The 13,449-nt window shown below is 34.0% G+C and carries 12 protein-coding genes and 1 tRNA gene; 3 read left to right on the top strand and 10 right to left on the bottom strand.

The window, feature by feature from the left end; genetic code table 11:
• Positions 1-65: 65 nt before the first annotated feature.
• Together DCO46_RS13275 and pth are read right to left on the bottom strand one after the other, a co-directional pair.
• A complete protein-coding gene (locus DCO46_RS13275) occupies positions 66-674 on the bottom strand; it encodes a superoxide dismutase (protein WP_116752997.1) in 609 nt (202 codons plus the stop codon).
• Between the two features lie 137 nt (positions 675-811).
• Entirely contained in the window at positions 812-1,489 is a 678-nt protein-coding gene (gene pth, locus DCO46_RS13270; protein WP_116752996.1) for an aminoacyl-tRNA hydrolase, read from the bottom strand.
• A 245-nt stretch (positions 1,490-1,734) separates the two neighbouring features.
• On the opposite strand from pth, the gene DCO46_RS23330 reads away from it, so the two are divergent.
• A complete protein-coding gene (locus DCO46_RS23330) occupies positions 1,735-3,546 on the top strand; it encodes a tail fiber domain-containing protein (RefSeq protein ID WP_116752995.1) in 1,812 nt (603 codons plus the stop codon).
• A 416-nt stretch (positions 3,547-3,962) separates the two neighbouring features.
• Here the strand turns inward: DCO46_RS23330 and DCO46_RS13260 are convergent, their stop codons facing one another.
• Together DCO46_RS13260 and DCO46_RS13255 are read right to left on the bottom strand one after the other, a co-directional pair.
• Complete coding sequence (locus tag DCO46_RS13260; RefSeq protein ID WP_116752994.1) at positions 3,963-4,574, bottom strand: 50S ribosomal protein L25/general stress protein Ctc; 612 nt, start codon at positions 4,572-4,574, stop codon at positions 3,963-3,965.
• 118 nt (positions 4,575-4,692) lie between these two features.
• Complete coding sequence (locus DCO46_RS13255; protein ID WP_116753022.1) at positions 4,693-5,634, bottom strand: ribose-phosphate pyrophosphokinase; 942 nt, start codon at positions 5,632-5,634, stop codon at positions 4,693-4,695.
• 289 nt (positions 5,635-5,923) lie between these two features.
• Here DCO46_RS13255 and DCO46_RS13250 point away from each other — a divergent pair.
• Positions 5,924-6,003 (top strand) — tRNA-Leu (locus DCO46_RS13250).
• On the opposite strand, the gene DCO46_RS23430 is transcribed toward DCO46_RS13250, so the two are convergent.
• The 3 genes from DCO46_RS23430 to DCO46_RS13235 all read right to left on the bottom strand — a co-directional run bounded on the left by DCO46_RS23430 (position 5,957) and on the right by DCO46_RS13235 (position 9,067).
• Positions 5,957-7,519, bottom strand: coding sequence for a recombinase family protein (locus DCO46_RS23430; RefSeq protein ID WP_410503665.1), 1,563 nt, complete (start codon positions 7,517-7,519; stop codon positions 5,957-5,959). The genes DCO46_RS13250 and DCO46_RS23430 overlap by 47 nt on opposite strands.
• The gene (locus DCO46_RS13240) at positions 7,512-7,802 is read right to left on the bottom strand and encodes a hypothetical protein (RefSeq protein ID WP_116752993.1); all 291 of its coding nucleotides are present in this window, start codon (positions 7,800-7,802) and stop codon (positions 7,512-7,514) included. The genes DCO46_RS23430 and DCO46_RS13240 overlap by 8 nt, the downstream gene beginning before the upstream one ends.
• Before the next feature lie 689 nt (positions 7,803-8,491).
• Entirely contained in the window at positions 8,492-9,067 is a 576-nt protein-coding gene (locus DCO46_RS13235) for a tyrosine-type recombinase/integrase (protein WP_116752992.1), read from the bottom strand.
• Between the two features lie 1,102 nt (positions 9,068-10,169).
• Here DCO46_RS13235 and DCO46_RS13225 point away from each other — a divergent pair.
• Positions 10,170-11,789 carry a hypothetical protein gene (locus DCO46_RS13225; protein WP_124019567.1) on the top strand — a complete coding sequence of 540 codons (1,620 nt, stop codon included), beginning with the start codon at positions 10,170-10,172 and terminating at the stop codon, positions 11,787-11,789.
• Positions 11,790-11,961: 172 nt separating this feature from the next.
• On the opposite strand, the gene DCO46_RS13220 is transcribed toward DCO46_RS13225, so the two are convergent.
• The 3 genes from DCO46_RS13220 to DCO46_RS13210 all read right to left on the bottom strand — a co-directional run.
• On the bottom strand, positions 11,962-12,510 hold the full coding sequence (locus tag DCO46_RS13220; RefSeq protein ID WP_116752989.1) for a hypothetical protein: 549 nt from the start codon (positions 12,508-12,510) through the stop codon (positions 11,962-11,964).
• Positions 12,473-13,123: a hypothetical protein gene (locus DCO46_RS13215; RefSeq protein WP_116752988.1), complete on the bottom strand. Its 651-nt coding sequence runs from the start codon at positions 13,121-13,123 to the stop codon at positions 12,473-12,475. Before DCO46_RS13215 ends, DCO46_RS13220 begins: the two co-directional genes overlap by 38 nt.
• Positions 13,116-13,449, bottom strand: a 334-nt coding sequence (locus DCO46_RS13210) for a hypothetical protein (protein ID WP_207784970.1), incomplete at its 5' end; no start/stop codon positions are given. The genes DCO46_RS13215 and DCO46_RS13210, both read right to left, overlap by 8 nt.

Raw genomic sequence — 13,449 nt, 5'->3', positions numbered from 1 at the left:
TGTAAATAAAAAAAAGACGGACAACAATATGTTATCCGTCTTTTCTCTTTATTCTTTACTCTATTTTATTTTTCTAAAGCAAATCTTCTTGTAACTTCTGTCCAGTTAATTACATTAAAGAAAGCCTCAATATAATCTGGTCTTCTGTTTTGGTAGTTTAAATAGTAAGCGTGCTCCCAAACGTCCATTCCTAAGATTGGAGTTCCGCCACATCCAACTTCCGGCATTAATGGGTTATCCTGATTTGGAGTTCCGCAAACATCCAGTTTTCCACCTTTGTGTACGCATAACCAAGCCCATCCTGAACCAAACTGTGTTGCACCAGCTTTAGCAAATTTTGCTTTAAATTCTTCAAAAGTTCCAAAAGAAGCTTCAATTGCAGCTAATAAATCACCTGTTGGTAATCCGCCACCGTTTGGAGCCATAACAGTCCAGAATAAATTGTGGTTGTAAAAACCTCCACCATTATTACGAACTGCTGCGTTTGATTTATCTAAGTTTATTAAGATGTTTTCGATTGTTTTCCCTTCTAAATCTGTTCCTGCAATCGCTGCATTAAGATTTGTTGTATAAGCATTATGATGTTTAGAATGGTGAATTTCCATTGTACGTGCATCAATATGTGGTTCTAATGCATCATATGCATATGGTAATTGTGGTAATTCAAAAGCCATGATATATAATTTTATGGTTTATAATAATTTATTCCAAATTTAAACATTTAACTTTGGAATAGGAAATACTATTTCGTTATAATTCAATTTAATTAATTGATAAATTGATTTTTTAAGATCTAAATACTTGTAAATCTTTATTTTCCGTTAAAAGAAGTCATTGTATTTTCCAACCCGGCAGTTCCAAAAGATTTAATAATTTCTGAAGAGATTTCTAAACGTTCCGTTAGTTTGGCATTTTCTTCGTCATTCCATTCTCCCAAAACATAATCTACCTGCTGTCCTTTTTTAAACTGATCGCTGATTCCAAATCTGAAACGGGTATAGTTTTGTGTATTCAGGATCAGATTTATATTTTTTAGTCCGTTATGACCTCCGTCACTTCCTTTTGGCTTGATTCTGATTGTCCCGAATGAAAGGTTCAAATCGTCTGTAATAACTAAAATATTTTCTAATGGAATGTTTTCCTTGTCCATCCAGTATTTAACCGCTTTACCGCTTAAATTCATGTAGGTGTTTGGCTTTAAAAGAAAAAAGGTTCTTCCCTTGAATTTGTATTCTGCCAGAGTGCCCAGTTTTACAGTTTCGAAAGAAAGGCTTTCTTTTCTGGCTAAAAAGTCCAACACCTTAAATCCGATATTGTGTCTGGTATTTACATATTCGGCTCCGATATTTCCTAAACCTACGATTAAATATTTTTTACTCACGCTTTTTATATTGTTTTTTTGGTGTTCGTGAACCTCCGGTTTCATATTGTCTTCTGTGTTCTCTTCTTTTTGTGTTGATGAAAACAGTTTTGTTATCCATTTTATCATGATGCAAAAATAAAGGTTAATTTGGAAATCTAACTCTTTACAGTACACGATTTATAATAATTTCCTTCATCAAGTAAGTGTATGGAAAATATACAAAAACATTAAAAAATAAAAAAAATGCTTAGAAAAAAAACACCTTAATCTGTAACAACAAAACTGTATAGAGGAAATCATTAATCGTGTGTAGAAGTACTTTTGCAAAATTATTAAAGTGATTAAATCACCCATAATTAAACATAGATGTTATGAAAAGTAAAATACTCTATTTACTTGTTTTATTAGCCAATTATGGCACTTATTCTCAAACAGGTATTGGCACATTCAATCCAGATGCCTCAACTCGACTAGAGGTTGTTGCTACAGATAAAGGAATATTAATTCCACGGGTTGCTCTAACAGGATCTACAGACACTTCGACAATTACTAATGGAAATGTTAATAGTTTATTGGTTTTTAATACCGTAACTGTTTCAGATGTTACACCGGGTTACTACTATTGGTATGCTAATAAATGGTGTAAAATTGCTGTTTCTGGAGAAGATGCAACTAATGGGAAAGATGCTTTTGAAGTCTGGAAGCAAGCTACAAATAACACTACTGCTACAATAGAAGATTACTTAGCAGCCATAAAAGGCGATCCTGGCTTAACGGGTCCCGTAGGGCCACAAGGATTAAAAGGAACAACTGGGGCAGTAGGCGCAATGGGACCACAAGGACCTGCCGGGCCGCAAGGTTTGGCCGGATTGGGAGGAAAAACAACTGCAGGCACAAATATTATAGTAACCGGAACAGGAACAGCTGCAGACTCATATATTATATCCTCTCCCATTCAAACCGCAACTCAAACCCCAAGTGATGCTATTACAGCCTCAACGTCAACTGTAGCTGTACCTTCTACAAATGTACAAGGAGCCATTTCAGATTTGGCAAAAGAATTATATCAAAAGTGGGATATAGAAGGTAATACAGGAACATCCGCAACAACTAATTTTTTAGGAACTATTGACAATGTCGACTTAGTTTTTAAAAGAAATAATATTCAAGGTGGTAGATTAAGCACCAATAATACCTCTTTTGGAGTAAATGCGTTAGCAAGCCCCTCAACTGGTGGATCCAACGTTGCAATAGGAACAAATGCCTTAATGAATAATACATATTATTACAACACTGCAGTTGGATATGAGGCTCTTAAAGCAAATACCTTAGGGGGATCTAATATAGGAATTGGTTATCAACCTCTTAATGCTAATACAACCGGATCTACCAACATCGGTATAGGAAGAATAGCACTTAATCTTAATACGACAGGTAGCAACAACATTGCAATAGGTCAGCAGTCTTTAGGAATGAATACGAGCGGAAATAATAATATTGGATTAGGATACTTGACAATGGTTAGTCTTAATTCAGGAGATTATAATGCCGGATTCGGAGCAAGTTCTCTTCAAGGTCTTACCACGGGCAGTATGAATGTTGCAATGGGATACCAAAGCGGAATGTTTGCAGTTAGCGGTTCAAGTCAGAACACTATATCGGATAACTCTGTTTTCCTTGGTGCAATTTCAAAATCTGCCGGAACTGGTCAAACCAATCAAATCGTTATTGGCTATAATGCAATAGGCAGAGGCTCAAACACTGCACAAATAGGAAATAGCAGTATGACCAGTATTGGAGGTCAGGTAGCCTGGTCTAATACTTCAGATGTACGTCTTAAGAAAGATATTTCAACCAGTCCTTTTGGATTGAATTTCATCTCTAAATTACGCCCTGTTACTTATTTTTTGAAATCCGGCCCAACAGATTTACAAACAGGTTTTATTGCTCAGGAAGTAGAAACTGCAGCAAATGAAATTAATTATAAATTCAGTGGTATTGTTAGACCACAAAATGATACTGATTTTTACAGCTTAAGATATTCTGAGTTTGTGGTACCGCTAGTAAAAGCAGTTCAGGAACAACAAAATCAAATTGAAAAATTACAATCTAAGATTGCTACGCAACAAAAAGATATAGAAAAATTAAAAGAGCTTGTTCAAAATTTGATCGATAAAAAATAATACTGACTCCCTTAAAATTTAGAAATCCGGTTGTGTACTGCAACTGGATTTTTTTGTTTTCTATCATCTGTTATCTTTTTTAAGCTTATTATTTAAATAAAAGATCTTAAACAAAAAGTATCTTAATAAATTGAAATCTTCTCGCTAGCCCTGACAGAAGCGGCATCCTTTTTCCTGCTCCTTTAGCAGGAAAAAGATACAGCGGATGACAGGAATGTCACGTCTTGAAAAAAACGTAGCGTTTCTGCTTCTAAAAAAACAATTAGATAATTAGAGGATGTGGCAATTAGACAATTGTCTTAAAGGGCTTCTCCTATTAAAAAAAACTTAGCCCCTTAGAACCTCAGCATCTTAGAACCTCAAAAAAAAAAGCCCCAATCGAAAGATTGAGGCTTTTTGTATTGATTTGAAAAAAATTATTTTTTCTTTCCTTTTGCAGGAGCTTTTGCAGCTTTTGCAGCCTCTTGAGCAGCTTTCATAGCAGCACGAGAGATTCTTACCTGAGCAACAACTGTGTTGTCCGGGTGCATGATTTTGTAATCAGGAGTACCAACTTTAGTAACGTATAATTTGTTACCCATTTCAAGTGGAGTGATGTCAGCTTCAACAAAATCAGGAAGATTTTTAGGTAAAGCTTTAACTTTTAATTTACGAGTGTTTAAACGTAAAACACCTCCTGCAAGAACACCTTTAGATGTACCAACGATTTTCACAGGAACTTCCATTGTGATTTCTTTATCATCAAATAATTGGAAGAAGTCAATGTGTAAAATTTTGTCAGATACCGGGTGAACCTGAATGTCCTGTAAAATTGCATTGAATGATTTTCCTTTTCCAAGTTCGATCACAACTGTGTGAGCGTTTGGAGTGTAAACCAAGTTTTTGAATGCCGCAGCGTCCGCTGAGAAATGTACTGCCTGATTTCCTCCGTATAACACGCAAGGAACCGCTCCAGCATTACGTAAGGCTTTAGTTGACACTTTGCCCACGCTTTCTCTTTCTGATCCTTTAATTGTAATCGATTTCATTGTAAAAAAATATAGTTATTAATAAATATTCTATTTGCTGTAAGCTTTAGGCCATAGGCTTTAGGCTTTTTTTGTAATTGCGAATAGCTTACGGCCTATAGCCTAAAGCCTATTGCTTTTACATTATAAATTTTCCACTAATGGAATTGTTGTGGTGCACCATGTGCATAACTTCGGCAAAAAGAGGTGCACAACTCACTACTCTGATTTTCTTTGATTCTTTCTTTAACGGAATTGAATCGGTTACGATCAATTCTGTTAATTTCGAATTTTCGATTTTCTCATACGCACTGCCGGATAAAATAGCGTGTGTACAAATTGCTCTTACGCTTAGTGCTCCTTTTTCGATCATTAGGTCTGCAGCTTTCGCTAAAGTTCCGCCTGTATCGATCATGTCGTCTACTAAGATTACGTTACGGCCTTTTACTTCACCAATCAGTTCCATAGTGTCGATAACGTTGGCTGCTTTTCTTTGTTTGTAACAGATTACTACATCTGATTCTAAAAACTTCGAGTAAGCATATGCTCTTTTTGAACCTCCCATATCAGGAGATGCAATAGTCAGATTTTCTAATTTTAAACTTTCTACGTATGGTAAAAAGATTGTAGATGCAAATAAATGATCTACCGGTTTTTCGAAAAACCCCTGGATTTGATCTGCATGCAAATCCATTGTCATTACTCTTGTCGCTCCGGCAGCATCTAATAAATTAGCTACTAATTTTGCTCCAATCGGAACTCTTGGTTTGTCTTTTCTGTCCTGTCTTGCCCAACCAAAATATGGCATAACAGCTGTAATATGTCTTGCTGATGCACGTTTTGCCGCATCAATCATTAGTAACAATTCCATCAAATTATCGGCGGTTGGAAATGTTGAACACACGATAAAAACGCGTAATCCTCTGATTGACTCTTCGTAAGACGGCTGAAATTCTCCATCGCTATACGTTGACATCGTTACTTTTCCTAACGGAATACCGTATTGGTCTGCAATTTTCTCTGCAAGATAAACACTTTGTGAACACGCAAAAATTTTAGCTTCTGGTTCTAGGTGCGACATTATAATTTGTTGTTTTATTCCGCTGCGCTTCATCAATTCGGCTATGTTATTTGTTTTTAGCCAAACAGGTGTAGTTGCCTCGGGTGTAGTTAGTTGTGTTGTGCGTCGTTTTAACGAGGTGCAAATTTATAAAATTTATCGAACACTGAAAGGAAAAATTTAAGTATTTTTAGTAGATGATTTAATTTTATTTTTTACATTTGCACCGTGTTAAAGGAATGGGCACATTTATGAACTCATTCTATTGCGTTAAAATGGTCATTTTTTTGATTGTTTTTTCGTCTGCTAAGCCCGGATGGCGGAATTGGTAGACGCGCTGGTCTCAAACACCTGTGGGAAACCGTGCCGGTTCGACTCCGGCTCCGGGTACTTTAACGGAAAAGCTGTCATTTTTGACAGCTTTTCCTTTTTTAAGCCTTTCCGAAGCCTTGCTATTCCTAGTCAAAACGTTGATTACTTCATTCACTTGAGTGGTTCGACAATCATCATTTCCAAAAATTAGTTTTTGAGTGAAAATTGAACCCGCTACAATTCTTTTCCCATCATAATCTCCATTAAGAAACAACCTATCCAAGTTAGTAAGCAACTCAAGACCTGAATCCACAAACGTTTTCATCGAATCCGTCTTGGTACTAAGAACCTCAATTTCATTGTTCACAACACTTAACTTTCCATTGATACGCTCGATTATACTTTCGAATCTTTCTTTACTAATGTCGCCACTTATAAGCTTATCTTCTGCATTTTCAATTTGCGATTTTAAAGCTCTTTGAGCCTCAAACTTAACTTCCAGTTGATTGCTTTTGTCTCCATTTATTTGAGACTCCGAATCTTTTAAAACCTCACAAAATAACTCTTTTATATTCTCGTTTATCTTCAAGCCATTAAGAATATTTGCGATTTTAAGATGAGCACTATCAACCGAAACCCTCGTTTTACATTTATTCCTGCAATGATAATAAGCGTATTTCTTTGCCCTACCCGTAGAATTGCTTCCAGTTATTTGACCACCACAGACCTCACAAATTAGAAAATCACGCATTGGAAAGTCTTGATTTTTATGACTTGGCTTAATACCATGCCACCTTTTTCCCTTGAACACATTTTGAACTTTATTGAAAGTCTCCAAATCTATTAAAGCCTCGTGTTTACCGTCAACTATCATTGCAGACTCTTTTTTAAATTCAGGAACTTTTATTTTACCTATATATACAATGTTTTTAAGTAGTTCGCTAAAAGCACTTTTCTTTAACTCCATCCCATCTTGTCTTAACTTTTTCCTTATAGTTTCAACAGGCTCTATTCCCATAGCAACTTCTTTGAATGCACGTCTTACTAAATTAGCATTTTCATTTGGCTTAAGAGTTGATTTTTTTAGCACATCCCTATAATTATCATAGCCAAACGGAGCTTTCCCAGCAAAATAACCATCTCTTTTCGCCTGATAAGTACCTGCAATTGTTCTACTAGATATTTTATCTCTCTCAACTTCGCCAGCTGTAAGATAAATAGCTAATACCATTTTATTGTCAGAATTAGTCGTATCTAAGTATTGCTCAGATGCATTTAACTCAACACCTATTGAATCAAACTCTCTTAAAACAGTTAAAGCCTGCTCCACGTTCCTTGAAAATCTGTCCCATTTAGCAAAAAGCACCTTATGAATTTCTTTCTTATTGGATTTTACATAGGTTTTCAATTTTAACCACTCAGGTCTATTGAAGTTTTTCGCAGAGTGGTCTTCTCTGTAAACTTTAACAATGTTGTAGTTTCTTGAATCACAGTATCTCTTTAATGATTCTTCTTGATAATCCAAACTGAAACCTTTTTGAGCTTGCTCGTCGGTACTAACACGACAATAAAGAATAACATTCGTATTACTCATATCTTCTACCATTTAATGTTTGTTCCAAATTATTATAATAATTCAAAGCTTTGTCATTACTATCAAAAACCTCACAGTACTCATCATGAACTTTTTTTAGATAATTATCCAACACAGTCCAGCCAACATAAAAATTATCATTATATCTAAACATTGATATTTCTGCATACTTGTCATTTGGTAATTCCAAAATGGCATCATACAATTTTTCACCTTTATTTTTAACTTTATCAATAAACTCATTGAATGTCATACCATCCATATATTCGTCTCTTATTATCATATCTTTTTATTTTATTTGTTTTAATTAATTGTTTTGTGGCAAACTTCTGCCAGCCTATAAAGCACGTTTCGGATTAACTCAATTTCTTCATCCGAATATTTTATCCCATTTTTATTTAATTTTTTTTTGCATTCCGTTAAACTTAACACCTTGTTTCTCAGTCGTCATTTTCCTATTTTTTACTTTGACGGTGGAATTCTTTTTATTGTAGGTCACAAAAATGACCTTTCCTAAATCAGTCTGATTTAGAAATCATATGAAAACGGCAATCAATTGATTATTTAATGACTTAACATTAATTTAGACATGCCTCTCCCGCTTCGGGTATTGCACCGAATTCACAATTTGTAATATAATTTGATTTTAAAGCATAGCTGCTCAGCTTTACAACCTGCTCTTTTTCCACTCTTTAGCTGTTAGAATGGCGAAATTTTTCTTGCAAGAATATTTTCCTTTAGAATTCTTTTACAAAGGTAGAGAAAATAAATACAACTCAAAAATGAGTAAAAACTTACAATTATTGAATTATTAGTGCTCATATAAATTTATATGAAAAAAAGATTTAAAACATTGAAAATCAAAACATTAAGTAGTTTTATATAAATTTATATGGTTTTAATTTTACCTATTTTGAATATATCTCAAAATGAACATTAAAATCAATGAAATTTTTACGAATAATTTTTTGGCTAAATACTCAAATATAGGTTACTTATCTCCTGTTCTCTTATTCCTAGGTAAATTTTTGTAGTAGATACACTCGTATGATTGAACAGCTGAGACAACAATAATAGAGCTTGGTCACTGTATTTGTTTACTTCCCAAAGTCTTCTTCCAAGTGTTTTACGCATGAAGTGGCTCGAATACTGACCTTTCACATTGTATTTGTTGAATATATCTTTGAGTTTGCTGTTCACATATTGGATGCTGAACGGCTTATCTCCAAAACGGTTCACAAACATTAAGTCGGTTTCTTTGGCTTCCAGCTGGATAAATAATCTTTTAAGTATAATTTGTAGTTCTGGGTTAATAGTCACTTTACGTATTTTCTTGGTTTTCTTCTCCGTTATCGTAAAATGCTCCTCATTCAAAACTTGATTCCAACGAAGTTGAAGCAGGTCTGAAATCCTCAGACCAATATAAGAACCTGTTGCAATCAATAATGCAAATTTCAGTTCATTATCTCTCTCCAGCTTCAAAACGATAGTCTGCATTTTGTTCCACTCTAAAAAATCACTTGTTGTCTTTTGTCCTTTTAATGCCATAATTTCCTGTTTTTTGTTTCACTTTTCTACCTTAATATATATAACTGAATGCCGTTACTTTTCCTTCACTTGTAAACCGTTGATTTTAATTGGTTTACACTGGTACTTTCACTTATTATCAAAAGTGAAACAAATGTCCAGGTCTATTTTGGATTATCCTAGAAAAATCCTGGTTTTCCTGGGCTCACAAGCTTTTTGAATTTGAGGAACACAAAAAAACGAGGTGTTAGCCTCGTTCCTTTGATTGTATTAATCGTGAAAACTCTTCAAGTTCCTTATTCGTGAAATTACCTGCTGTGAAAGATAGCGGGTATTTGACATTCTCGGATTTGAGAACCTGTTTTAGTTGGTTAAGTGTTATTCGTACTTTCATCGTTTCGTTTATTATAAATATCAGCCAAAAACCAAATCCAAAATTTTCTCTCAGAAATTTTTTAGCGCATTTTACGGACATATCAGAGCTACGGGTGGATGGAAGTACACTTTTTGAATTTCTGTTCGGAGGTAACTAGGCTCTTAAAACACAGTGTTTACAGGGGGTGGGGAAGACTCCGTGACGATGGCGTGCTCTGTTGAAGCAGATTGTTCCGTTTTAAACCATTGCCAACGTTTACGTGCTAATGTGTTGCAATTTGGGAGGTATATAGCAGTGTTTTAGGAACATAAAGGATTACACGTATACAAACATAATACTATGTAATGTATTAGTAAATTACTCTATTTATATATTACATTATCTATTTATTTCTATCTCTTTATCCTCTATCATATATGTTACTTAATACATAATAGAATAATATCTATATAGTACTAGTAATAATAAGTGATACAAGAATATTATACTATATAGATGTATGCGCAGTTTGCGCTATTGAAAATGTGGAACACCAAATTAATATCAACTATTTTATAAAATTGGTATCCATAACTCTTGACTAATTTTTGATTTGAAGTATATTTATGAAAAGCAATAATTGAGAGTACAACTCATTAAAACCTTGGTTGCTGGGAGTCATGCCCCAGCTTCTCTTACCAAGCTAATCTAAGAGACAATAATCCATCCTACGTGATGGAACGAGAATAAGAGAATATCAAAATGAACTTGAAAAATGAAGATTACATTGCCTTTACTGGCGATACTGGAGACTTTGACCTGCTCCTAAACGATTACAAGCTGTCAGAATCAGCACTGCGTTTCCCAAACGTAAATTCTATCCTAATCCCAAAGAAAGCCGAGTACAACTTACGAAAATACGTCTCTAAAGCCATGCTTAAAACAGTAGACCCCGATTTTGATATAGCTGTTGAAAAATGTCTGGTGTTCCTCTCCAACCTAGCCAGCACATATTATACCGATTCCAAATGGAAACCGCTTAATGCTATGCTATTGCATGAGCAATCCAGAAATGCGGACAATACCTTTATATATACCAAGATAATCGAGGTGCTTACTTCTGGAACCAGCAAAGGAGCGTTTATTGAAGTTGATAGAAGCTATCAGGTCGGAGTACAGTCCAAAAGGTTCCGATTTACCGAGATTTACCTAAAAGCGGGTCTGGTGGAATACATCATCCAAAATACCGAGATTATCCGTACCCGAAATAAGATGTATTACAAGCAATTGCACGAGGCTTTTCAGAATCCAATCTGCTCTAACCTTATTGCAATGTATCCAAAAATTGATTTGCCAACAAGCGAAGAATTGCTCCTTATTGGCAGACAATTGGTCAAGGAAGGTCGCTGTACCAAAAAGGGCAAAATCCTGACCATGCGCAACAAACACAAAGACCACTACTGGTTAGATATAAAAAACAGGAGTTTTGTTGAGGATAATATTAAGCTCTTTGAGTTCCTGACTTCTCGTGGCTTTATGATTCCAAGTGTTGGAGATATATCAAGTGGTTGTCGTGTGGTAGATAGCTTTACTCTCATGCCAGCTTGGATTAGAGAGCAAATTACAGTTGATGGAAAGAAGCTTATAGAATGTGATTACAGCGCATTCCATCCGAATATTGCAATCAAATTGTATGATGGTTCATTATCGTATATTACTCATGAGTTAGTGGCAAAAGAAGCTAAAATTGATGTTAAAGATGTCAAGAAACTACATCTAAGCTTTTTCAACATGAAATGGGATGATATGAGAAAATCTGCTCTATTTAATTATTATGCAGAAAACGAATCTGACATGTTAGCAAGAATTTATAAAGATAAAAACGAAAACGGCTACAAGATTACATCTCGAAAAATGTTTAAAGCTGAGGTAGATGTGATGACCGATGTTATTCAATATTTGAGCAGTAAAAACATTTTTGTCCTCTACATATATGATGCGCTATTATGTGAAGAAAAAGACTTTATTATCGTAACAGAAACTATGAATCGAATCATTCTTAAACATGGCATCAAAACAAATATTAAAAGCAAAAACCTCAATTTTCAGGAAGAAATATCAACAGAGCTTGACGAAGTTGAGACATTACAGCAATCAAAATACTTTCTAAATGAAATTGTAAATCTTTATGAAGTTTTGCCTCAGTTATCTTTTGACGTTGATGATACAATGAAAATTATTTATGATATTGATAATTCTAGAGTTGAAATGCGTTCACTTGTTAGATACATTAATAGACAGAGGACTCAACAAAAATACAATGATTATGATGGTGTGCAGATAAATACGTCTACTATTTGCAAGTTAAAAAGTTTGATAGAAAACTAGAAATAAAAATCTGTGCGGATCATGCTTCGCATGATTCACACAGATTAGATTATTTGTTTCAATATAAACTTACTAATTTATTAGTTTGTGAACATTAGCTTTAAAATTGGATGTTTTGGCTAATTTGATGCTATAAATCGCCTTTTTTCATCTGAAGTTTGTCTAATGCTTTTTACTTTCTAAGATTTAGAATTTCTCTTGAATTATCGGAAACCCAAATTTTTTCATTGTGCTTTTCATCAATATAAAGCCTAGACATTCTTGCAAGTTCATCTGTAACATAAAGATAACGCGCATTGCTTACTTCGCCAGCACCTGTTAAAGTACTGTGCCCAATTTTAATTTCAGCATGTGCCTTATTGAAATCCTTAGGTGGCCAGATTACAGGCTTATATAAGACCTGCGCAAGACTTCTGATTTCATTAGCAAATAACAACGCAATTCCATAAAAATTCTTGTCTTTAAAAGGTTTCTCGCCTTTTTTAGCTTTTTTCGATTCTTTATCTAAACGGACACCTTGTCTTTTGCAATAATTTAATGTAGTATATTTGAGTCTATTAACCGACAAATCATCTTTCCTAGCTCTATAAGCATTGGATTTTATTCCTTTAGTATTTATATTAAGAGGATTAAAAATAACTTTTACAATTTTCTCTTCCTCTTTAATTTCTTTTGGAACTGATTTAATAAAGAGCTTGAATTTTTCTAGTAATATTTCCAATGTTAAATTCGTTAATTTCTACATTATCAAAAAAACCTACATCACTACCATTAAATTTGGTATAGTAAGACATTGCATTATTGCCTATTTCTAAAGAAATTCTTTCTTCATCATCATTTTCCCAAATTAAACTAGCAGTTCCCGAAGGATTTGGAAATATATCGGTAGGAGGATAGAATTCGGAACTTAAATCCAAAACTTCTAAAAAATCAATGGCATTTACTGCGCTTTTCACTTGTAAAGGAAATGCTCCATAACCGTCCCAACTTTCTTGCAAAGACTTAAATGACAAGATTGATTCAATAATTTCTTTTTTCTTTTTATTTAGCACTTCGTTCTTTAAAAGATGATTATAGTCATCAATTAAAAATACATTTTCATAATCTTCCAAAGAAAAAGCACTTTGCTCAACGATAACATTTTCAATATTTGGCTTAATATCAACTTTAGAAATTTCTTTTACAACTGAAGCATTAGCGACATTGCAAAAACCAAATACTATAGCACTAGAGTAAGCTCCAGCAAGCGCACCGTATCCATTATTTTTAGTTTCCAAGAGTTCACAAATATCCTCTCGAGTGTAACTCATGTCATCAATTATGTATTCACTCATTGTTTAAGATTTTTATTGACTTACTATTTAAGAACCATATAAAAATATCGAAAATTTCTTCATTCAATTTTCTAAATATCTCTGAAAGATTTTCAGAATTGATATTTTCTGTATTATATCTGTCAATATCACAAATTAAATGTCCTAAATTAGGCTTTATATTTGCGCTATTTGGTTGAACAGTTAATCCTGATTTTAAATTTAGTCCATCTCTATCCTTTAAATAATTAACACTATTTACATTTTGTTGGATAAATTCTTCCATCGGATATGTGTCTAAACTATAAGCAATCCTCTCACTTAATAAATCTTTAGATATCTGGGTT

Source organism: Flavobacterium sp. HTF, assembly GCF_003105115.1.
Taxonomy (GTDB): Bacteria; Bacteroidota; Bacteroidia; order Flavobacteriales; family Flavobacteriaceae; genus Flavobacterium.
This window is presented reverse-complemented; position numbering and strand designations above follow the sequence as displayed.